This window comes from Pantoea sp. X-Soil-TKNS-1211, from assembly GCF_059730495.1.
The window spans coordinates 2,517,441-2,537,746 of sequence record NZ_AP035953.1 but is presented as its reverse complement, the minus strand read 5'-3'; the positions used below and the strand labels follow the sequence as shown (position 1 = coordinate 2,537,746).

Here is a 20,306-nt window from a genome sequence, read left to right as displayed (position 1 = left end):
ATTTTGCTGAAGAAATTGATTCCAGCTTGTGTGCTGATGGCACTTTGCAGCCAGGCGATGGCAGCGCAGATTATCACCATCAGCCGTTTTGAGATTGGTAAAGACAAGTGGCCGTTCACGCGGGAAGAAGTGATGTTGAGCTGTGAGAAGGGGGGAGCACTTTTCGCTATCAATCCCAGCACCTTGTTACAGTACCCGTTAAATGATAAAGCGGAAGCAAACCAAAAATCGGGTCGGGGCACCACTCAATCAATCAGCTCCATCCAGGCTGATGATAAAACCCATCCCGGACAGAAAATGAGCCTGGAGCCGATTATCGCCCGCGCTCAGTCACTCTGCGACAAGTAAGATCCTGCTTTATGGCGCGGCAGAGCCTGCTGCGTCTCATTCCTTTGAGTATTCTGCCTCCGCGATCACAGAGTCGACAGCTTTCCGCCCCCCTGGTGACAGTTGGCTGGAAAATAATCACCCGTGGTCTACCTTTAAAAGGCAAGGCGACCTCGCCTGCATTAATGCCAACTTTTAGCGCACGGCTCTCTAAGAGCCATTTCCCTGGACCGGATACAGGAATCGTATTCGGTCTTTTTTTATACCTATGATTTATAAAAATTATTTTCTTTTGTCCGAAATTCGTCCGAACTCCCGGTATCCGGTTTAAACCATAACGAATTCCTCTCCTTTCTTTACTTCATATAATCGACTGGCAAGGCTTCTGATCTCAAGGAAAGTCGGTGGATGTGCCCCGAACTGAATCCCGCGTAAATCACGAGTTTCAGCGAGCGCCCCCATGAATCCCTGAGTAACCTGACGCCGGAAGGGTACAGGCTGATGGCTGAAACCCCGGAAATCTCAAAAAGTGCGTGGAACTAAACGGGTGTGCTTACACAACAACAAATCGACAAAACCGGTGAGTTTGATGCTTTAACGGTAATCGGGTTCGTGGGTGACTTTGGCATCGGAAACGGTGTGGCTAAAGCGAATGCAAACAACAAAGTGAGCGCACGTCTTAAGCAACTTGAAGCATTGAAAGTAATTCGTTGCAAGGATTATCAGACAGGCTAATTGCTCAGCGACATGTCCCTGTGGCGAAAAAATGGTATAAGAGTGGCGCTAAAATAATGTTGCCGACTTACAAGGACTCTCGATGGCAAATACACAATATCTTCTCTGGGTGATGATTGGCACCTTAACCTTATTGTGCGTGTTTATTTCTGCGTTGGTGGGCCGGGCAAAATCACCCCGGCATGGATTTATTACCTTCGCGGTATTATTTTTCGCCTTTATGGCTGCCATTTTCTTTATCACGCGGTAGCTAACAACACATTGCCACGCCCTCGGTGTGGCAGATGGTACGTGAATCAGCGGGCGGCATGCAGTGCGTTGCGATGCTGAGTGATCAGCTGCTCAGCGAGCTGACGATCTTCTTCATGTTGGGATACATAGTATTCGTAAGGATCTTTGATTCCCATGCTCTCGACATAATCCAGATGGGCGCGTTTGATCTCACGGTTAATGTACTGCACTTCATCCAGCCCCATATCATCGGCATAAACTGGCGCTTTGCTTCTGATTTCGCTAATCAAAACCTTATTGTTCTGCATGAAGGTTTCGAGATCGATTTTATAATAATCTTTCATCGGCTTACTCCTTTGAACAACCGTATATCAAGTCTGGCAAAAGAAGCGATGCGGATGTGTCTGTGAATGCTAACCAATCTCTGACATAGTTCTGGCGGGTGCTTCTGAAAGAAACCTAATTAAAAGTTTGATTTATAAGTAAATTGTGGTTATTTGAGATAAGTTCTCTATGAGAATGATTGTTAATATCATTTAACTTGTTCGGAATAGTCCGAAGGTTTAGAGTATCCGCCGTCCCTCACAGAGCTAACACCTTCAATGAGTGCCGGAGATAAGCGCCGGAAGGGGCATTCCTCACGGCTGCAGGATGCGGCCGCTGTTGAATCTGACCAAAGGCCGTTATCCTACCACCAACAGATGCACCAGCCGCGCAAGGGTTTCCAGCAGCAACAGACTGCCGATGAAGATCACCACCAGAATTCCAATAAACTGTTTACGACTGTTCACGCTTCCCTCCGATGGTTACAGGCCGCCAGGCTATACTTTATGCCGTAATCACTAAACTTCCAGTAAACCAGCTTTCAGGAGACCATTATGTTTTATCAAACGGTCGATGCAAAAGCATGGCGCAATATCTGGGTAGTCGGTGACTTGCACGGATGTCGTACCCAGCTTGATTCGCAACTAATCTTGCATCATTTTGATAAACAGTGGGATTTATTACTCTCTGTCGGCGACCTGATTGATCGTGGCCCGGATAGTCCCGGCTGCCTTGAGTTACTGAAAGAACCGTGGTTTCGTTGCGTACGCGGTAATCACGAGCAGATGGCCATTGAGGCACTGCAAGGCAAAGACCCGATGTTATGGGTAATGAATGGTGGTGAATGGTTTTGGCACCTTCGTGGTAGCGATTTGATTGCTGCCCGTCACGCTTTAAAGCGATGCGCTGAATTGCCTTTGATTTTGCATCTTCAGCTTAGGGATCGTGTCGTGGTGATTGCCCATGCTGATTATCCTGCCAGCCACTATGAGCTGGGGCAGGAAGTAGACTGGCATCAGGTGGTTTGGAGCCGTGACCGGCTGGGACGCCATCAACGTGGCAACACGGCGATCATTGACGGTGCCAGCGATTTCTACTTTGGTCATACCCCACTTGAGCAGCCGCTTAACGTCGCCAATCAACACTACATTGATACCGGTGCTGTATTTGGCAACCGATTGACGTTGGTACAGCTGCAATAGCGGTTAGCGAAACAGGCGACCATCACGAACTAACTCGCGGGGATAACTATTTTTGATGCGATTTCCGACTTTTTTTGCCAGACCCAGTGGTTGCCGCTGATAAGTAACAATCACTTCATCGCGATCCGGTAAGTTGTCCGGATGAATATCCTGACCGCGATACCAGCTTTCCGCTTCTGCTTCTGTTAGCGCAAACGACAGCGCATTGTCTGGTTGTGCCAACGCCACCACGGCTTCATGTTGCCAACGATACCCTTTCGGGAATGTCTCCGCGAGTTTCAGGCCAATGCGTGAAAAGCGTACTTTCCCCAGCCAGTTTTCCAGCGCAGCCGGGAACAGCCACAACTCTTTATCTCGCTGCCACAACTGGAAATTTTCGTCCCAGCGTATACCGACCTTCGCGGCGGCCTGCTGGACTTCTGCGATCAATTTTCTGTTGGCAGGGAAGAAGGGGAGTTTACCCAGTTTATAACTGGGTGTCGGTAACGCCGGCAGGCTGGCGGTTTTACGTAAGCGTGCGACAAAAAATCCTTCGCTGTCAAAAATATGTGGGAATACGTGCAGAAAACCCTCTGGCGTAAGTGCCTGTTCTGCGCCGCTGAACAGGTCCGTTAGCGGTAAAATTTCGACCGCATCAGGATAGCGTTGCTGCAACCAGCTAATCACCTGCTGGTTCTCAAGCTGATTCAGGGTACAGGTGGAGTAGATTAACGTGCCACCGGGTTGCAATGCATGAAAGGCGCTATCAATGAGATCGCGCTGGGTGGCGGCGATGTCTTGCGTACTGGCCAGAGTCCAATTACGCAGCGCATCGGGATCTTTACGCACCACGCCTTCCCCGGAGCAGGGGGCGTCCAGCAGGATGGCATCAAACTGTTCTGGTAACGCCGCACCAAAGACGCGGCCATCGAAATGGGTGAGAGCAGCATTACTGACGCCGCAGCGGCTGATGTTAGCGTGCAACACCTTGACCCGACTGGCGGAATACTCATTAGCAAGGATGGCACCCTGATTGCGCATCAATGCTGCCATTTGCGTGGTTTTTGAACCCGGCGCTGCGGCGACATCCATTACCTGATGTGCATCAGGGGCAGCATCAAACAATGCCTTCACGGGAAGCATGGAGCTGGCTTCCTGAATATAAAATAACCCGCTGAGGTGTTCTGCCACGCTACCCAGCGGCAGTGATTCATCATCGCGATCGATCCAGAATCCTTCCGCACACCAGGGGATCGGCGTAAGCCGCCAGCCATAATCCGCCGTTTGCGCGAGAAAATCGGCCACGCTAATTTTTAAGGTGTTCACGCGCAGGCTACGACGCAGGGGTTGTTGACTGATGGCGAGAAAACGTTGCATTTCAGCATCGTCGGTCAGGCTGGTACGCATCAGCGCAAGAAAATCTTCAGGAAAGCGATCGGACACAGGTTTCTTCCGGGGAAAACAAACAGAGCGCGAAGTGTAACACGTGAAAAAGAATCGGGCAGCCAGGCTGCCCGATTTGCTTAAGGTTGTGCAGGGTCGGGGATTGCCGTGCCCCAATTGCGCCAGTCTTTCGGCGCTTCATCCTGAAGCAGGAAATGTTTGTTTACGCCCGCCTGGGGTGCCAGTGGCACCGTCGGTGGCGTGGCAAACTGGATACCACCCTGAATAAACTGCTGGAAAGTACCGGTTTTTACCACGCCGCCAATCAGACCGAAATTCAGGTTATAGCCGGATGCCAGCCAGAACACCGAATTGTTGCGCACCAGATGCTGATATTTCTTACTGATACGCAGTGCCACCTGGACGCGATCCGCCATATTACCCAGTGAGGTGCCAGTGACCGTACCGACTTCCACACCACGGAACAGCACCGGCGTGCCGACCGAGAGTGAGCCGGCTTCGGTAGCATCTACAAAGATATTCAGGCCGTTAAGATAACGGGAATCGGTGATGGTGCTGTCCTGAAGCTCGAATGTCCGTGCCTGCACCCCTTTGCCAGGGTCGACGTTGACATACGGTTGCAGTAAAGTTTCGAGGTGATTGACACCTGCGGCCGAAATCTGCGGGGAGACCACGGAGAAGCGGCTGCCGATACGGGCGAAGTCCTGAACGTATTCAGGATACAGCACCGCTTTCGCCACCACCTGATTGTTATCAGCACTGAGCGACAGTGATTCAACCTGACCGACATTGATACCGAGATAGCGAATGGGCATACCGGCAGAAAGCTTGCTGGCATCAAAGGTGTGTAACGTAATCTGGCTACCCACGGCACGCGCTGCAGTTTCCGATGGGTATAAGACGCGTTTGACCCCTTTGGCTGCCTGTGCACCGCTCAGATTATCGAAGCTGATTGCCCCTTTTAGTGCACGATTCAGCGGGGAAGCTTGTACCGTCAAGCCACTGCCATTGAGCTGAACTTTGGCTCCACCTTCAGCCCAGAATACGCTTTCACTGGTCAATAGTTTGCGGTACTGCGGTTCGATATGTATCGAAATGTCAAATGCATCGGCACGCGGTATCACATCGACCACTTCACCCACTTGAAATTTACGGTACAGCACCACGGACCCGGCCTGAACATCGGGCAGGCTGGTGGCCGTGAGTTTCAAGGTCGCAGGCGGTTGTTCACCAATGATGCCTTCTTCCGCCCGCTCGGCGTCGGCATACAATGGATAGCTGTCATCCGGATTGCCTTTCGCCCCCGGAATCAGACGGATTCCGCCGTCCACCCATTCACGCGCGCTGGCACCCAGTACCTGCATGCCATCCAGACCAAATTTAACGTTGATACGACTGTTGACGACAAATTTGCTGTCAGCGTGCACCAGGTGGCGATATTCCGGGTTAATTGCCACCACAAAGCTGATGCCTTTTTCATCCAGTTGCCGCGAGATCACCTGACCAATCTGCATCCCATAGAGCATCACCGGTTGTCCGGCATCAATACCATAGGTCTCCGGGGCGTTCAGTTTGAGCGTCAGGACATCAGGCTTTTGCAGCAACGATTCACTGGCGGGCAGCACGCTAAAATGGTCCTGCGGTTGACCCTCTCCCGGGATCAATTCGAAGGTATTACCGGTCAACAGGCTGCTGAGGTTGGTATCAGTGAGGCTGATTTTCGGTGAACGCATCTCAATACGTGTACCGCTTCGCATCAAACCAGCAACGGAGGGATCGACGGTCAACTCACCGGTAACTTTACCACCAGGGAGTAAATTGAGTTTAGTTAAGGTGCCGACTTCGAGGCCCTGATACATCAAGGGGGTGCTGTCGGCTTTCAGGTTATCACCACTGGGTAAATCAAGGCTGACCTTCACGCCACGCTGGCTTTGGGCCAGGTCGGGATACAGCGTGTAGTTTTCATCGGTGGCAGCCTGCTGGCCTTCATCCGGTGAATCAAAGGCGATGGCACCGTTCACCAGCGCAGCCAGACTTTCCAGCTTCACCTTGGCCCCGCTCAGGCTGACATCCGCATCCACGCCAGAAACGTTCCAGAAGCGGCTCTGCTTTTTAACCAGATTAATAAAACGACGCTCGATCAACACATCGATGGTTACGCCATCGGTATTGCTGTTGATGCTGTAGTCATAAACCCGGCCAACCGGGATTTTGCGGTAGTAAACCAGGGAGCCGGTATTGAGTGAGCCGAGATCCGGCGCGTGCAGATGAATCAGCAATTCGCTGGTATTGACGCGATACTTCGGTTGCGTATCCAGCGCGGTAAAATGTTCCTGCGGGTTACCGCTGCCCGGCATCATGCCGATATAGTTACCCCCCACCAGCGCATCCAGGCCGGAAACCCCCGCCAGAGAGGCTTTGGGCGTGACCAGCCAGAACTGCGTGTTATCGCGCAGTGCATCCCGCATATCGCTTTTGATACTGGCTTTAATCTGGATGCTGCGATAGTCATCGCTCAGCACGATACCCTGCACTGTACCGACTTCCACGCCCTGATAACGAATCGGCGTGCGCCCCGGCACAATGCCGTCCGCGCTCTGGAAGTTAATGGTGATGATGGTCCCGCGCTCCTGATAATTGGTCCACAACAGCCAGGCGGCAATCAGCAGGGCAATAATGGGCAGTAACCAGAACGGCGAAATCTTGCGTTTATTACGCAGATTAGCGCTAGTCGGTGTAGTCGGCGTTTCCTGTTGCATGAGCATCCCAAATCAAGCGGCTGTCGAGCCACTCTACAGCCATAATGGTCAGGATTACTGCCGCGCCAAAGTAGAGCGCGGCGGGTCCCATCGTAAAAGCCAGCAGCTGATCGCGATTGACCAGCGACATGGTTAATGAAATGACGAACAGATCCAACATCGACCAACGGCCCACCCAGGTCACGGCGCGTAGCAAGCGGATGCGGGTTTTCAACCCCTGTTCACATTTAAAGTGAATACTGAGCAGTAACGTCAGCATCACCAACACCTTGGTAAATGGCACCAGAATACTGGCAATAAATACCACGGCTGCCACCGGGATATTGCCTGAGGCCAGACCAAGAATACCCGAGAAAATGGTATCTTCCCGCCGCGCGCCGTTAACGTATACCACTGAAATTGGCAGCAGGTTAGCCGGGATCAACAACACGATGGAGGCTATCAGCGAGGCCCAGGATTTTTGCAGACTATGGCGGCGGCGAAAATCCAGCGGCGTATGGCAGCGGGTGCAGCGTCCGCGATGGTCAGCCACGCCGGTGTGATGGCAATTCAGGCAAACCTGCCATTGCTCGGGCGGCGATGTTGGCACGGACTGTGGGTAATAATGTTCCCATAGCTGTTCAACGTTCAGGTGGATCAGGGTTAGTATGCTGAGGATCGTCAGTGAGATATACGCCACCATGCCATAGCCTATCTCCAGCGTGGCATAATCCTGGACTTTGATGGATGCCACTGCGACCCCCACCAAATAGATATCCAGCATCACCCACTCTTTCAATTTCTCCAGCATGAGTAACACCGGGCGTAAATTCATCCCCAGCGCATGACCGATACCTAAATAGCTGATACCCGCTACCAGGGTGACCGGTGCGCCAATGGTGCAGAACGTCACAATAGAAGCCGTCAGCACATCACCTTGCTGCGTCATCTGAATCACACCTTCCAGCAGACTGGCGTTGATACGCATCCCGAGCAAACGAATGTCCACCAGAGGTAAGGTAAAGGCGAAGGGCATTAGCACCAACATCGTGACGGCCATTGCGGTAAGACGCGTCATTGACCAGTCAAAACCGCTCTGAATTCGTGCATGGCAGCGCGGGCAGTGGGCCGCCTGATGCGATTTAACATCCGGTAAGGAAAAAAGGGTATCGCATTGCGGACAACGCTGATAACGTGCGTGGGGCAACGTCTGGCTGATAGCGTGAATTTTCATAGGGTGACGCAAGTGGCCCATCGTTCGTTACAGTTACCGGCATGTCAGGCAGCATTCGCTGACTGAGACGTCTGTGGTGGCATTAAGTTCGATCCACAGCAAGCTAAGGGTATAGTAACTAACACAATGATTCACCTTGTGAGGCTGGATTATTAGTGCTTATTTTAACAACTGAGTGACATAGCGGCTCTGCTGTCGTGGATTATGGTTAAACAATGAACAAAAAAGCCTTTTACGAGGATTTAAATCGCGATGCTCGCGCACTGCTGGCGGGCGAAACCTCTTTCCTCGCTGCGCTGGGTAATTGCAGTGCGCTGCTGTTTGAACGCCTGGATGGCGTGAACTGGGCAGGATTTTACTTGCTGACTGAAGTGAATACGCTGGTACTGGGTCCTTTTCAGGGCAAAATTGCCTGCGTACGTATTCCTGTGGGCAAAGGTGTTTGTGGCACGGCGATTGCAGAAGAGAAAGTGCAGCGCGTAGAAGATGTGCACGCTTTCCCTGGTCATATTGCCTGTGACGCCGCCAGCAATGCAGAAATCGTGATTCCTCTGAAAGTGAATGGCACGTTAGTCGGTGTGCTGGACATCGACAGTACGGTTTATTCTCGCTTCGACAGTGAGGATGAAGCGGGGCTGGTGGCCCTTACTGACGGGCTTTGTGAAGTGCTGGCGGGCAGCGATATTGAAAAATTTATTCAACTGACGCGCAGCTAATCGACTGGATCACATAGCATTTGGCGATGTTGTCATTATAATGTCGCCTGTTCATGCCTGCTCTGGTCGGCAAACCCGTTGTAATCAGGAAATTTCATGGAAAATCAACCTAAGTTGAATAGCAGTAAAGAAGTCATCGCCTTTCTGGCGGAGCGTTTTCCGCACTGCTTTAGCGCCGAAGGTGAAGCGCGTCCGCTCAAGATCGGTATCTTTCAGGATCTGGTCGAGCGTGTTCAGGGCGATATGGGCCTGAGCAAGACGCAACTGCGTTCGGCTCTGCGTCTTTATACCTCAAGCTGGCGTTACCTGTACGGCATTAAAGCAGGTGCCATTCGTGTTGATCTCGACGGCAATGCCTGTGGCGTGCTGGATGAGCAACACGTAGAACATGCGCGCAAACAGCTGGAAGAAGCGAAAGCACGTGTGCAGGCACAGCGCGAACAGCAAAAAGCGAAGAAGCGTGAAGCAGGCGAAGAGTCTGGCGAACCGCGTCGTCCGCGTAAACCAGCACCGCGTAAAGCGTCAGATGGCGATGCGCCGCGTAAACCGCGTCCGCAGGCACCGCGTGCCGCGTCTTCTGAACGTAATGCTGCACCTCGCCCGCCGCGAGCTAAACCCATCACTGATACCTCAACTTTGCAACCCGGCCAGAATATTAAAGTTAAAGCAGGCAAAAGTGCGATGGACGCAACCATTCTTGAAATTACTAAAGATGGCGTTCGGGTACAGCTCGCTTCCGGCATGGCAATGATTGTGCGCGCAGAACATTTGCAGTTCTGAAACGGAGGCTGACCCTGGCATGAACAATTTTTTAAAGATCGGTATGATCGCGGGCCTGCTGCTGGCAGGCCCCAGTTTCGGCGCTGACAACATTACCCGCGCTGACCAGATTCCGCAGTTGCACGAAGAACCACAGCATCCCACCGTCAGTGAACGCGTCACCTCGCGTTTTACCCGTTCTCACTATCGTCAGTTCGACCTGAATCAGGATTTTTCAGCGAAAATTTTTGATCGCTACCTGAATCTGCTCGATTACAGCCATAACGTGCTGTTGGCTTCGGATATCGCGCAGTTTGCTGATAAGAAGACCACCCTCGGCGATGAGTTGCGCAGCGGTAAACTGGATGTATTTTACGATTTATACAATCTGGCGCAGAAACGCCGCTTTGAGCGCTATCAATACGCGCTAAGCGTGCTGAATCGCCCGATGAATTTTGCTGGCAATGACACCATCGATATCGATCGTGGCAAATCCCCATGGCCGAAAAGCACTGATGAGCTGAATGCGTTGTGGGACGCCAAAGTGAAGTACGATGAGCTGAGCCTGAAGCTGGCTGGCAAAGATGACAAAGAGATTCGTGAGACGCTGACCAAGCGTTACAACTTTGCTATTCGTCGTCTGGCACAAAGCAACAGCGAAGACGTATTCCAGCTGGCGATGACGGCCTTTGCGCACGAAATCGACCCGCACACCAATTATCTGTCGCCGCGTAATACCGAGCAGTTCAACACTGAAATGAGCCTGTCGCTGGAAGGCATTGGCGCAGTGTTGCAGATGGATGACGATTACACGGTGATTAACTCAATGGTTGCCGGTGGTCCGGCAGCCAAGAGCAAATCGATCAGCGTGGGCGATCGTATCGTCGGTGTTGGCCAGCCAGGCAAACCGATGGAAGATGTGATCGGCTGGCGTCTGGATGATGTCGTGGCGAAGATCAAAGGACCGAAAGGCAGCAAAGTGCGCCTGGAGATCCTGCCTGCCGGTAAAGGCACCAAAACCCGAACCGTAACGCTGACGCGCGAGAAGATCCGTCTGGAAGACCGCGCAGTGAAAGGTACAGTTCATACTGTCGGTAACGAGAAAGTCGGGGTACTGGATATTCCGGGCTTCTACGTTGGCCTGACAGATGACGTAAAAGTACAGCTGCAAAAACTGCAAAAGCAGAATGTGGATAGCATCGTCATCGATCTGCGTACCAACGGCGGCGGAGCACTGACTGAAGCGGTATCCCTTTCCGGCTTGTTTATTCCAAGCGGTCCGGTGGTGCAGGTGCGTGACAACAACGGTCGCGTACGTGAAGACAGCGATAACGACGGCATTGTCTACTACAAAGGTCCGTTGGTGGTGCTGGTCGATCGTTTCAGTGCTTCTGCATCAGAGATCTTTGCGGCTGCCATGCAGGACTATGGCCGCGCCCTGATTGTCGGTGAACCGACCTTCGGTAAAGGCACTGTTCAGCAGTACCGTTCACTGAACCGCATCTATGATCAGATGTTGCGTCCGGAATGGCCTGCACTGGGTTCGGTACAGTACACCATTCAGAAGTTCTACCGTATCAATGGCGGCAGCACGCAGCGTAAAGGGGTGACCCCGGATCTGCTGATGCCAACTGGCGTGGAAGCGGCGGAAACCGGTGAGAAGTTCGAAGACAATGCCTTACCGTGGGACAGCATCAATGCGGCGACCTACACCAAAACCGGTGATATCACCCCATTGGTGGCGCAGCTGACCAAGGAACATGAGGATCGTATTGCGAAAGACCGCGAATTCCAGTACATCATGAAAGATATTGCGCGCTTCAATGCGACCAAAGATAAACGCAATATCGTGTCACTCAATCTGGTCCAACGCGAGAAAGAGAACCATGACGAAGATGCACTGCGTCTGGAGCGTATCAATGCGCGTTATCAGGCAGAAGGCAAAGCACCGCTGAAGAGCCTTGACGATCTGCCGAAGGATTACAAAGAACCGGATCCTTACCTCGACGAAACGGTGAAAATTGCCAACGATTTGGCGCAGCTGGAAAAATCCCAGCCGCAACCAGCAGGCAGTAAATAACCGAACGGACAGAGAACAAGCACCGCATAACGCGGTGCTTTTTTTTGTCTGTGATTTTATGCTTAAGTGTCCTGGTGCCATGCCTGACAGCATGGGGTTACTAAATGTAAAGTTATGTCTTTTTAGACACTTAAACATTAAGGTTGCTTGAAATGCTACGTAATGACCCTAGGATGTATATCCGCGCATAAGCGCGTGCACAACTGAGGAAGATTAACGTTTATGATGCGTATTGCGCTTTTCCTGATCACCAACCTGGCGGTGATGTTGGTATTCGGATTGATTCTCAGTCTGACAGGAATCCAGTCAAGCAGTGTTCAGGGTCTGATGATTATGGCAGGTCTGTTTGGCTTCGGCGGTGCGTTTGTTTCACTGCTGATGTCTAAATGGATGGCGTTACGCTCGGTGGGCGGTGAAGTGATTGCACAACCCCGCAACGAGACAGAACGCTGGCTGATGGATACCGTTGGTCGCCAGGCACAGCAGGCTGGCATTGCGATGCCGCAGGTGGCGATTTATCACGCGCCGGATATCAACGCCTTTGCAACGGGCGCGCGCCGTGATGCGTCGCTGGTTGCGGTCTCAACCGGGCTGTTGCAGAACATGAGCCGCGATGAGGCGGAAGCGGTACTGGCACACGAAATCAGCCATATCGCCAATGGTGACATGGTCACCATGACGCTAATCCAGGGGATTGTGAACACCTTCGTCATCTTTATCTCGCGTATCATTGCCCAGGTGGCTTCAGGCTTTCTGTCTGGCAACCGCGATGGTGAAGAGAGTAGCAACGGCAACCCGCTGGTCTATTTTGCGGTTGCTACCGTGCTGGAACTGGTGTTCGGTATCCTCGCCAGCATCATTACCATGTGGTTCTCACGGCATCGTGAGTTCCATGCTGATGCCGGCTCAGCGAAACTGGTAGGTCGTGAGAAAATGATTGCCGCGTTGCAGCGCCTGAAAACCAGTTATGAACCGCAGGAGCCGAGCAGCATGATGGCGTTCTGTATCAATGGTAAAGGTAAGTCGCTGAGCGAGTTGTTTATGTCACATCCACCGCTGGATAAGCGTATTGAAGCGCTGCGTAGCGGTGCCTACCTGAAATAACGCGGTTTCTGTAGCGGCGCGATCTATCGCGCAAACGTGCCTTTTCGGCAAGGCGTAATAAATTACGCCGCTACGGTTTTATGACTCCGCCGTCTCCCGCGATTGCGTCATGCGCGCCATACTCACCACTGCGGCGACAGTAGAGAAGGCACCCGCCAGAATCAACGAGGCGTGCGTGCCGCTCTCGCTAAACAGGTTAAACATCAATGCCACCAATGCGGCACCGCTGCTTTGTCCCAACAGGCGTGCCGTGCCCAGCATCCCGCTGGCACCCCCGCTACGGTTACGTGGCGCGGAAGAGATGATGGTGTGATTGTTCGGTGACTGGAACAGACCAAAACCGGCACCACACAGCATCATGCGCCAGATGATATCGATATCACCCGGTTGGGCAGGCAACAAGGCCAGCAGGAACAATCCGGCAGCAAACATCGCCAGTCCCAGGCCACCCAGCAAGCCCGCGTGGACCTTCTCAATCAGGCGGCCGGCAATGGGTGCCATCACCATCGTCGCCAGCGGCCAGGGCGTCAGCAGAAGGCCGGTTGCCACTTCATCCCGTCCCAGCACGTTTTGCAGAAAGAAGGGTAACGAAACCATTGCCAGCATCTGGGCGCAAAATGAACAGATTGATGTACAGATCGAAAGGGTGAAGATGGGGATGCGGAGTAAATCCACCGGCAACAGCGGCACTGGCATCGCTAACTGACGACGAATAAACACCACGCCTACCAACAGCAGCGCGACCAATTCGCTGAGGATCAGCCAGTGGCTTTGCCCCTGGGCGAAGCCGCTCAGTGCCGAGATCAGTAAGCCAAAAAACAGGGCGTTCATCACTGCACTGGTCACATCAAATTTCTGCTGCTTCGCCTTCTGCTGGTTATCTGGCAGGAAACGTAGGGCTAGCCACAGCGCAATGATACCGAGCGGTACGTTGATCAGAAACAGCCATTTCCAGCTGGCTACGGAGAGAATAGCTGCGGCCACCGTCGGGCCAGCTGCCGTTGATACCGCGACAATCAGCGAGTTAATCGCCATGCCACGCCCGAGAAAACGCTGCGGGTAAATAATACGTATCAAGGCGGTATTAACGCTCATCAACGCGGCACCGCCAAACCCCTGCAATACGCGAGCCACCGTCAGCATATTTAGCGATGAAGAGAGCGCACAGAATAGCGACGTAGCGATGAACAGCGCCAGACCTGCCTGATAAACACGTCGATAGCCAAGCATGTCACCCAGAAACGAAAGTGAAAGCAACGAGATAACGATAGCGATCTGGTAGGCGTTGACAATCCAGATCGATTCCGCCGGGCTGGCGTGTAATTCACGTGAAATGGTAGGTAGAGCGACATTGGCAATCGCGCCATCCAGTACCGCCATCATAATACCCAGCGCAATGGTGATAATGGCGCCATAACGCTGTGGAACGGGTAAACCATCCTGAAGTGAGCTTGCGGACATAGGGAGAATAAGTGAAGGAAGTGAATATCATCATGCTAATCAATTCTGTAACGGAAAGCACCGCATAGAGTGACAAAAAGTATCAGGGAATGTGTCGCTGAGTGCTATCGATTGCCGCTGAAGGCTCGAAGCGAATATACTGACGCCATTGTTCCGTTTTTTTTGAAACAACCTCAAAAAAGGATACGCGATGGCGAACGCTGATAATGATAAGCAGCCTGATTCCGTCTCATCGGTGATGAAGGTGTTTGGTATTTTGCAGGCGCTGGGCGAAGAGCGCGACCACGGCATTACGGAGCTGTCCCAGCGCGTGATGATGTCAAAAAGCACCGTTTATCGCTTCTTGCAAACCATGAAGTCGCTGGGTTATGTCGCTCAGGAAGGGGAAACGGAAAAATATTCGCTAACGCTCAAGTTATTCGAATTGGGTGCGAAGGCATTGCAGAACGTTGATCTGATTCGCAGTGCGGATGTGCAGATGCGTGAACTGTCGCGGTTGACCAAAGAGACCATCCATCTCGGTGCGCTGGAAGAAGACAGTATCGTTTATATCCATAAAATCGATTCGCTCTACAATCTGCGCATGTATTCACGCATTGGTCGCCGTAACCCGCTGCATACCACCGCGATTGGTAAAGTGCTGCTGGCATGGCGCGATCGTAGCGAAGTGCAGGAAATCCTCAGTGAAGTGGAATTTCGTCGCAGCACTGCCAATACCATCGTTAGCGCTGAGGCACTGCTTAAGGTGCTCGATCAGGTAAAAGTGCAGGGTTTTGGCGAAGATAATGAAGAGCAGGAAGAGGGGTTGCGTTGTATTGCCGTGCCGGTATTTGATCGATTCGGCGTAGTGATTGCGGGTCTTAGCATCTCATTCCCCACCATTCGGTTCTCCGAAGAGGGGAAAAACGAATACGTGGCGATGCTGCATCGTGCCGCACGCGCGGTTTCAGAACAGATGGGCTACCACGAATATCCTTTCTGAGTCAGTAATAAACGGGCTGTTGCCAGCCCGTTTATTCAGTAATTAATTATCGACCACTTCGCCACTTTTCTTCAGTATCGGGCAGTCGGTCACGCCGACAATGCCGCTATCGGTATGCAGGTACTGCGCGGTGATCATGCCTCGTGCGGTGAGATAACTACATTGCAGGCCCAGCCCGGCAGCGTTTTTATTGCTGCCGGTCAACACACCATAGCCTGTGAATAACATCGCCAGCCAGATAACGGCGATCACTACAATCGCCCGGATGAATAGTTTCATTTAGTCTCCATGTGATACATAACGCAGCTGTCCAGATGCTGCTGCCATCACTATAGTAGCAGCTTGCCTCAGTGGGTCGATCAGAGATAACTGAAAGATGCTGTACAGGAAAATCTGCATTCAGTCGGTCCCCATTATCTTTTCCCGTCGCAAAGAGTAGAATCACTCGCTAAGTGAGTATTTGACGTTAATCAGTAATCTGAGGCAGTTATGAATGAGTTAGCCGCAAATTCCAGTCCATTGTTCAGCTACGGTGTACTGGCCATCATTATCGTTGTGGCCTTTATCGCCTGGTTCTTTGTCAACCGGGCCAGCGTGCGTGCCAGCGAGCAGATACAGTTGCTGGAAACGCTGTTGGAAGAACAGAAAAAGCAAAATGCGTTGTTGCGCCGCCTGGCGGATGCACAGCCTGACACAGCAACGAAAGATGCAGAGGAAGAAGACGAAAAACGTGATTTTATTCGTCTGATCCCAGAGCGTTAATCGACGGATGGAGTGGTAATGGCCTGGCAAAATCCCTGGTACGATGCAGCGAAAACGCACCATACACCGCAGGGTTTTCGTAACCCGGAAGAAGAGTTGAGGCAACCGGGAGATCTACAACGCTGGCAACGTGAGCGTAAAGAGCAGGGATTACCTTTTCCGCCGCAGGCGGGTTATCCGGCGTTTATTAGCGACTGGTGTCGGCCGGTGGATTTAACCGGCACAGACGACCGCATCTGGTGGCTCGGTCATGCTGCCTTGTTACTGCGTCTGGATCAGCGCTATCTGTTGATTGATCCTGCGCTTTCACATCGCGCATCCCCTTTACCCTTTGCGGGACCACAACGCAAAACACCAGCGCCATTAAGTGTGGCGCAGCTACCGCATCTGGATTATGTGCTGATCTCGCACAATCATTATGATCATCTGGACCGCCCAACAGTTAAACACATCGCCCGGCAATTTCCCCAGGCACGTTTTCTGGTGCCGTTAGGCATGGGTAAATGGTGTCAGCGTCGCGGTGTGCGCCATGTCACCGAACTTGACTGGTGGCAAAGTATTGAGCTGGGTAGCTTGCAATTTACTGCGGTACCCGCTCGCCACTGGAGTATGCGCACCTTTTTCGATCGCAATCGTTCCTTATGGTGTGGCTGGGTCATACGCTATGCAGCGCTCAATTTCTGGTTCGCTGGTGACACAGGTTATAGCGACAACCTGTGTCTGATTGCAGAAAAACTGGGGCCTTTTAATCTGGCCGCCTTGCCAATTGGGGCTTACGCACCAAAATGGTTCATGCGTGGGCAACACATGGATCCTGATCAGGCGGTACAATTGTGGCAACAAATCGGCCGTCCGGTTACGATCCCAATACACTGGGGGGTCTTTGAACTGGCGGACGAATCGCTGGATGAACCTCCTGCGGTACTGGCTCAGGCGCTTAGTGCTGCAAACGAGAGCAGTAGCGACTTTGCGCCGTGGAGAATAGGGGAAAGTCGGAGCCTGCTGAATATCGATTCAGATTTGTCCTAAGCGCATTTTGTTAAATTCATCGTGTGAGGGCATTTTTTTAACATTTATTTGTTTTGATGTTAGAAAAAAATGAGATAACTGCCAAACGGATTGGATGCGTATATTTGGGGCAAGGTTGAATATATTTTCCTGATTTTGGTGCAAAACTATTAATAACCTGTACCTGATAAAAACGATTGTACAGGATTTGCACGATGCACATATGTTGCGCCAGACGTTAATATTTTGGTGGAATTCATTATCTATGCCATATTTGTGCAATATTTTTTGCGTATGATTATCAATTTAAATAGCGTTGTATTGGACAAAATTCAGCCACTGAACTACAACAATTTTTGGCTGTAACGCTACTGATCAATAACCCTTTTTTGTGCAGGTCTGGTGACGGAAAGAAGGGAGTGGGCTGATGAAGTTTGTGCCTTCGCCAGCAATTATGTGCGGCAAGTCGATCACCGTTTAAAAATGGCTTGCCATTAATTTGCGGATATGTGATAACGATTCGTGGGTCAAACGAGGTACAGTTCTGTTTATGTATGGCATCTTCAGTAAAGAAGTTACGAGTAAAGACGTTGACGTTGAATACCGCTTCCTTGCCGAAACCTTAAATTAGTGCCTCATGCAGTAATGTCTCTGGTTTTTCTGTACGTCTGCCTTCGGGCAAAATAAACACTCTAAGGAATTTGCAAAATGGCAAAAATTAAAGGTCAGGTTAAGTGGTTCAACGAGTCTAAAGGTTTTGGTTTTATCACTCCTGCTGACGGTAGCAAAGATGTGTTCGTACACTTCTCTGCAATCCAGGGCAATGGTTTTAAAACTCTGGCCGAAGGCCAAAATGTTGAATTCGAAATCCAGGACGGCCAGAAAGGTCCGGCTGCAGTCAACGTCACTGCTATCTGATTTCGTCACCAGGCTCGGTGTCATGCACCACTGAAACGAATCCTAAAGCCCCGGTCTGTGACCGGGGCTTTTCTTTATCCTTTCTGTTAACAGATGACCAGGGTACACTGCGCCGCGAATCGCTAACCCGGAGTTATCTATGTCTTTGATTTGCCCACTTTGTCATCAGCCACTTCTGCTGCAAAGCGTCAGCTACCGCTGTGATGCCGGTCATCAGTTTGATTTGGCCAAAGAAGGGTATGTCAATCTGCTGCCGGTTCAGCATAAAAGCTCACGTCAGCCCGGCGACAGCCCGGAAATGCTGTTGGCGCGCCGTGAATTTCTTGATGCCGGATACTATCAACCACTGCGTGATCGCGTGTCAGCATGGCTTGCACAGCGCCTGCCAACGGCATCAGCACAACTACTGGATATCGGTTGTGGTGAAGGCTATTACACCGCAGCTATGGCCGCTGCTTTGCCAGAGGCGCAGGTTTATGGTCTGGATGTGGCAAAAGCGGCGATTCGCATGGCGGCGAAACGTTACCGAACAATAAAATTCTGTGTCGCCTCCAGCCAACGGATGCCGTTCGCTGAAGCGTCACTCGACGGCATCGTGCGTATCTATGCGCCTTGCAATGAAGAGGAGCTGAGTCGTGTGGTGAAGTCTGGTGGTTATTTGCTGACGGTCACACCCGGTCCCCACCATCTGGAGCAGTTCAAGGCGCTGATTTACCGTGAAGTGCAGCTGCATACGACGGAAGAGAAGGCGTATGCCGGCTTTCATCAGATAGAGCAAGAAAACCTGCGCTATAGCATGACGCTCAGCGGCTCAGCGGCCACCACCTTATTGCAGATGACGCCATTTGCCTGGCGTGCGCGTGAGGACGTATGGCAAAGCCTGGCAGCGGCCACCGCCTTTGAGTGTGAGGCTGACTTTACGCTGACGCTCTGGCAGCGCGATTAACGCGCGTCCACCAGCGTGTGGTAAATCTTTTCTAAATCATCGAGTTGTTTAACAGCAATCAGCAAACGACGTTGCTCAAGCTGCATCACCAGGATGCCGTCTTCGGACAGGTTCATACTTTGAATGCGGTGATAATCAATCCAGACACCGGCAAAAAAGAAGCCGTCATTCTTCATCAACAATTTCGGGCTGCGCAACCAGAACAGCCAGAACGCCATAAAACACAGCACCATGAGCAAGGTTGTGGTGAGTTGCGGTCCCTGGTGGCTGACGTTATTCCACAGCAAAATCAACAACAATACGATAAAGATGGCGCTGTCGATTTTATGGCGACGGCGTAGCGCCACACGCAGTTTGGTTGGTCCGTTGCGTCGGGGCAGAATGACCTCATCGTAGATTGCAAACAACAACAAGCCAACGATAAGCAGTGCAATCAGGGTGTCAGTCAGTGACATGATGATTCCTTAACAGGAGTGACCTCAGCGTTGGCGCTCAGGTCACTCCTGTAAAACAACCGGGGGCACATGGCCCCCGGCAAGGTTTTACAGACCGAGTAAGCCGATCCAGTAACCGAAAATACCAATCGCAAAGAAGCCGACGATAATCCACAGCGCGTTGACCTTGCGGCGCAGCAGCCACATACAACCAAAGGTTAACAGCAGTGGGATCAGCCCTGGCATCAGTTGGTCGAGAATCGACTGAACGGTAGTGACGGTGGTTTTGCCGGTCTGGTCGGTGATACGCGATACTACCAGTGGCACATTCACATGTGTCCACTTATTAACCAGCGCCCCCATGACAAACAGGCCGAGAATTGACGCCCCCTCGGTCAGTTTTTGCAGGAAACCACCGCCCATATCGCTAACGATATCGACCCCTTTACGATAACCATAGGCCACGCCGTAGTAACGGGTCAGTAAGCGCGCAATGTTAAACAACAGGAAAAACAGCAGTGGGCCAAGCAGGCTGCCGCTCATGGCGATCCCCGCCCCGAGGGCAGCGAACACCGGACGTACCGTACCCCAGAAAATCGGGTCACCGACACCCGCCAGTGGTCCCATCAGGCCGACTTTGATGCCGTTGATGGCACCATCATCAATCGCGGCACCATTTGCGCGTTGTTCTTCCATCGCCATCGTCACGCCGAGAACCGGCGCCGCCACATAAGGGTGGGTATTGAAAAATTCCAGGTGGCGTTTAATGGCCTGTTTACGGTCCTCGTTATTTTCTGGATAAAGTCGGCGAATCACCGGCACCATCGAGAAGCAGAAGCCCAGCGCCTGCATACGTTCAAAGTTCCACGACCCCTGGAACAGGTTGGAGCGCAGGAACACGCCACGGACATCGCCAGGAGTGAGTTTCTTTTGAGTGTTAGTTGTATCAACCATGATGTCAC

At 51.9% G+C, this 20,306-nt stretch carries 22 protein-coding genes and 1 pseudogene; 15 read left to right on the top strand and 8 right to left on the bottom strand.

The annotated features are described in order from the left end of the window. From AC6I8W_RS12160 to AC6I8W_RS12145, 4 genes and pseudogenes are all read left to right on the top strand, one after another. Positions 1–348 (top strand): YebY family protein, encoded by a 348-nt coding sequence (locus AC6I8W_RS12160; protein WP_497838179.1) that lies wholly within the window; start codon positions 1–3, stop codon positions 346–348. Between the two features lie 426 nt (positions 349–774). Then, positions 775–870: pseudogene (locus AC6I8W_RS12155) on the top strand (integrase); the annotation flags it as partial. Between the two features lie 6 nt (positions 871–876). Further along, positions 877–1,062 (top strand): hypothetical protein, encoded by a 186-nt coding sequence (locus tag AC6I8W_RS12150; RefSeq protein WP_497838246.1) that lies wholly within the window; start codon positions 877–879, stop codon positions 1,060–1,062. A gap of 82 nt (positions 1,063–1,144) precedes the next feature. Further along, positions 1,145–1,312 carry a hypothetical protein gene (locus AC6I8W_RS12145; protein WP_497835214.1) on the top strand — a complete coding sequence of 56 codons (168 nt, stop codon included), beginning with the start codon at positions 1,145–1,147 and terminating at the stop codon, positions 1,310–1,312. A 46-nt stretch (positions 1,313–1,358) separates the two neighbouring features. On the opposite strand, the gene AC6I8W_RS12140 is transcribed toward AC6I8W_RS12145, so the two are convergent. Continuing rightward, the gene (locus AC6I8W_RS12140; RefSeq protein ID WP_497835213.1) at positions 1,359–1,637 is read right to left on the bottom strand and encodes a hypothetical protein; all 279 of its coding nucleotides are present in this window, start codon (positions 1,635–1,637) and stop codon (positions 1,359–1,361) included. 534 nt (positions 1,638–2,171) lie between these two features. On the opposite strand from AC6I8W_RS12140, the gene AC6I8W_RS12135 reads away from it, so the two are divergent. Continuing rightward, positions 2,172–2,819: a metallophosphoesterase gene (locus AC6I8W_RS12135; RefSeq protein WP_497835212.1), complete on the top strand. Its 648-nt coding sequence runs from the start codon at positions 2,172–2,174 to the stop codon at positions 2,817–2,819. A 3-nt stretch (positions 2,820–2,822) separates the two neighbouring features. Here the strand turns inward: AC6I8W_RS12135 and rsmF are convergent, their stop codons facing one another. From rsmF to yebS, 3 genes are all read right to left on the bottom strand, one after another. Then, complete coding sequence (rsmF, locus tag AC6I8W_RS12130; RefSeq protein ID WP_497835211.1) at positions 2,823–4,241, bottom strand: 16S rRNA (cytosine(1407)-C(5))-methyltransferase RsmF; 1,419 nt, start codon at positions 4,239–4,241, stop codon at positions 2,823–2,825. Positions 4,242–4,321: 80 nt separating this feature from the next. After that, on the bottom strand, positions 4,322–6,961 hold the full coding sequence (locus AC6I8W_RS12125; RefSeq protein WP_497838178.1) for a PqiB family protein: 2,640 nt from the start codon (positions 6,959–6,961) through the stop codon (positions 4,322–4,324). Beyond that, complete coding sequence (gene yebS / locus AC6I8W_RS12120; RefSeq protein ID WP_497835210.1) at positions 6,930–8,174, bottom strand: membrane integrity lipid transport subunit YebS; 1,245 nt, start codon at positions 8,172–8,174, stop codon at positions 6,930–6,932. Before yebS ends, AC6I8W_RS12125 begins: the two co-directional genes overlap by 32 nt. A gap of 215 nt (positions 8,175–8,389) precedes the next feature. On the opposite strand from yebS, the gene AC6I8W_RS12115 reads away from it, so the two are divergent. The 4 genes from AC6I8W_RS12115 to htpX all read left to right on the top strand — a co-directional run bounded on the left by AC6I8W_RS12115 (position 8,390) and on the right by htpX (position 12,833). Beyond that, the gene (locus AC6I8W_RS12115; protein ID WP_497835209.1) at positions 8,390–8,890 is read left to right on the top strand and encodes a GAF domain-containing protein; all 501 of its coding nucleotides are present in this window, start codon (positions 8,390–8,392) and stop codon (positions 8,888–8,890) included. A gap of 96 nt (positions 8,891–8,986) precedes the next feature. Next, positions 8,987–9,670: an RNA chaperone ProQ gene (proQ, locus tag AC6I8W_RS12110; RefSeq protein WP_497835208.1), complete on the top strand. Its 684-nt coding sequence runs from the start codon at positions 8,987–8,989 to the stop codon at positions 9,668–9,670. 19 nt (positions 9,671–9,689) lie between these two features. Next, on the top strand, positions 9,690–11,729 hold the full coding sequence (prc, locus tag AC6I8W_RS12105) for a carboxy terminal-processing peptidase (RefSeq protein WP_497835207.1): 2,040 nt from the start codon (positions 9,690–9,692) through the stop codon (positions 11,727–11,729). A gap of 222 nt (positions 11,730–11,951) precedes the next feature. Then, on the top strand, positions 11,952–12,833 hold the full coding sequence (gene htpX, locus AC6I8W_RS12100) for a protease HtpX (RefSeq protein ID WP_480364067.1): 882 nt from the start codon (positions 11,952–11,954) through the stop codon (positions 12,831–12,833). Between the two features lie 78 nt (positions 12,834–12,911). On the opposite strand, the gene AC6I8W_RS12095 is transcribed toward htpX, so the two are convergent. After that, on the bottom strand, positions 12,912–14,294 hold the full coding sequence (locus AC6I8W_RS12095) for an MFS transporter (RefSeq protein ID WP_497835206.1): 1,383 nt from the start codon (positions 14,292–14,294) through the stop codon (positions 12,912–12,914). A 190-nt stretch (positions 14,295–14,484) separates the two neighbouring features. Here AC6I8W_RS12095 and kdgR point away from each other — a divergent pair, with 190 nt between their 5' ends. Continuing rightward, positions 14,485–15,276 (top strand): DNA-binding transcriptional regulator KdgR, encoded by a 792-nt coding sequence (kdgR, locus tag AC6I8W_RS12090; protein ID WP_497835205.1) that lies wholly within the window; start codon positions 14,485–14,487, stop codon positions 15,274–15,276. Between the two features lie 42 nt (positions 15,277–15,318). Here the strand turns inward: kdgR and AC6I8W_RS12085 are convergent, their stop codons facing one another. Then, on the bottom strand, positions 15,319–15,555 hold the full coding sequence (locus AC6I8W_RS12085) for a YobH family protein (protein WP_013509409.1): 237 nt from the start codon (positions 15,553–15,555) through the stop codon (positions 15,319–15,321). 210 nt (positions 15,556–15,765) lie between these two features. Here AC6I8W_RS12085 and AC6I8W_RS12080 point away from each other — a divergent pair, with 210 nt between their 5' ends. From AC6I8W_RS12080 to rlmA, 5 genes are all read left to right on the top strand, one after another. After that, on the top strand, positions 15,766–16,038 hold the full coding sequence (locus tag AC6I8W_RS12080) for a YebO family protein (RefSeq protein ID WP_480364064.1): 273 nt from the start codon (positions 15,766–15,768) through the stop codon (positions 16,036–16,038). Positions 16,039–16,056: 18 nt separating this feature from the next. Further along, positions 16,057–17,067: an MBL fold metallo-hydrolase gene (locus AC6I8W_RS12075; protein ID WP_497835204.1), complete on the top strand. Its 1,011-nt coding sequence runs from the start codon at positions 16,057–16,059 to the stop codon at positions 17,065–17,067. 529 nt (positions 17,068–17,596) lie between these two features. Beyond that, complete coding sequence (locus tag AC6I8W_RS12070) at positions 17,597–17,677, top strand: DUF2627 domain-containing protein (RefSeq protein WP_139810977.1); 81 nt, start codon at positions 17,597–17,599, stop codon at positions 17,675–17,677. 77 nt (positions 17,678–17,754) lie between these two features. Continuing rightward, a complete protein-coding gene (gene cspE, locus AC6I8W_RS12065; RefSeq protein WP_001062678.1) occupies positions 17,755–17,964 on the top strand; it encodes a transcription antiterminator/RNA stability regulator CspE in 210 nt (69 codons plus the stop codon). A gap of 139 nt (positions 17,965–18,103) precedes the next feature. Next, entirely contained in the window at positions 18,104–18,910 is an 807-nt protein-coding gene (gene rlmA / locus AC6I8W_RS12060; protein ID WP_497835203.1) for a 23S rRNA (guanine(745)-N(1))-methyltransferase, read from the top strand. Here the strand turns inward: rlmA and AC6I8W_RS12055 are convergent. Together AC6I8W_RS12055 and AC6I8W_RS12050 are read right to left on the bottom strand one after the other, a co-directional pair. Beyond that, a complete protein-coding gene (locus AC6I8W_RS12055) occupies positions 18,907–19,365 on the bottom strand; it encodes a DUF986 family protein (protein WP_497835202.1) in 459 nt (152 codons plus the stop codon). The genes rlmA and AC6I8W_RS12055 overlap by 4 nt on opposite strands. A gap of 87 nt (positions 19,366–19,452) precedes the next feature. Further along, the gene (locus AC6I8W_RS12050) at positions 19,453–20,298 is read right to left on the bottom strand and encodes a PTS mannose transporter subunit IID (protein WP_497835201.1); all 846 of its coding nucleotides are present in this window, start codon (positions 20,296–20,298) and stop codon (positions 19,453–19,455) included. Positions 20,299–20,306: the final 8 nt, after the last annotated feature.

Bases quoted from the DNA above. Each gene is read 5' to 3' on its own strand.
- AC6I8W_RS12145 (WP_497835214.1), top strand. From the start codon at position 1,145: ATGGCAAATACACAATATCTTCTCTGGGTGATGATTGGCACCTTAACC.
- AC6I8W_RS12140 (WP_497835213.1), bottom strand. From the start codon at position 1,637: ATGAAAGATTATTATAAAATCGATCTCGAAACCTTCATGCAGAACAAT.
- AC6I8W_RS12135 (WP_497835212.1), top strand. From the start codon at position 2,172: ATGTTTTATCAAACGGTCGATGCAAAAGCATGGCGCAATATCTGGGTA.
- AC6I8W_RS12125 (WP_497838178.1), bottom strand. From the start codon at position 6,961: ATGCAACAGGAAACGCCGACTACACCGACTAGCGCTAATCTGCGTAAT.
- yebS (WP_497835210.1), bottom strand. From the start codon at position 8,174: ATGAAAATTCACGCTATCAGCCAGACGTTGCCCCACGCACGTTATCAG.
- AC6I8W_RS12115 (WP_497835209.1), top strand. From the start codon at position 8,390: ATGAACAAAAAAGCCTTTTACGAGGATTTAAATCGCGATGCTCGCGCA.
- proQ (WP_497835208.1), top strand. From the start codon at position 8,987: ATGGAAAATCAACCTAAGTTGAATAGCAGTAAAGAAGTCATCGCCTTT.
- prc (WP_497835207.1), top strand. From the start codon at position 9,690: ATGAACAATTTTTTAAAGATCGGTATGATCGCGGGCCTGCTGCTGGCA.
- htpX (WP_480364067.1), top strand. From the start codon at position 11,952: ATGATGCGTATTGCGCTTTTCCTGATCACCAACCTGGCGGTGATGTTG.
- AC6I8W_RS12095 (WP_497835206.1), bottom strand. From the start codon at position 14,294: ATGTCCGCAAGCTCACTTCAGGATGGTTTACCCGTTCCACAGCGTTAT.
- kdgR (WP_497835205.1), top strand. From the start codon at position 14,485: ATGGCGAACGCTGATAATGATAAGCAGCCTGATTCCGTCTCATCGGTG.
- AC6I8W_RS12085 (WP_013509409.1), bottom strand. From the start codon at position 15,555: ATGAAACTATTCATCCGGGCGATTGTAGTGATCGCCGTTATCTGGCTG.
- AC6I8W_RS12080 (WP_480364064.1), top strand. From the start codon at position 15,766: ATGAATGAGTTAGCCGCAAATTCCAGTCCATTGTTCAGCTACGGTGTA.
- AC6I8W_RS12075 (WP_497835204.1), top strand. From the start codon at position 16,057: ATGGCCTGGCAAAATCCCTGGTACGATGCAGCGAAAACGCACCATACA.
- AC6I8W_RS12070 (WP_139810977.1), top strand. From the start codon at position 17,597: ATGTATGGCATCTTCAGTAAAGAAGTTACGAGTAAAGACGTTGACGTT.
- cspE (WP_001062678.1), top strand. From the start codon at position 17,755: ATGGCAAAAATTAAAGGTCAGGTTAAGTGGTTCAACGAGTCTAAAGGT.
- rlmA (WP_497835203.1), top strand. From the start codon at position 18,104: ATGTCTTTGATTTGCCCACTTTGTCATCAGCCACTTCTGCTGCAAAGC.
- AC6I8W_RS12055 (WP_497835202.1), bottom strand. From the start codon at position 19,365: ATGTCACTGACTGACACCCTGATTGCACTGCTTATCGTTGGCTTGTTG.
- AC6I8W_RS12050 (WP_497835201.1), bottom strand. From the start codon at position 20,298: ATGGTTGATACAACTAACACTCAAAAGAAACTCACTCCTGGCGATGTC.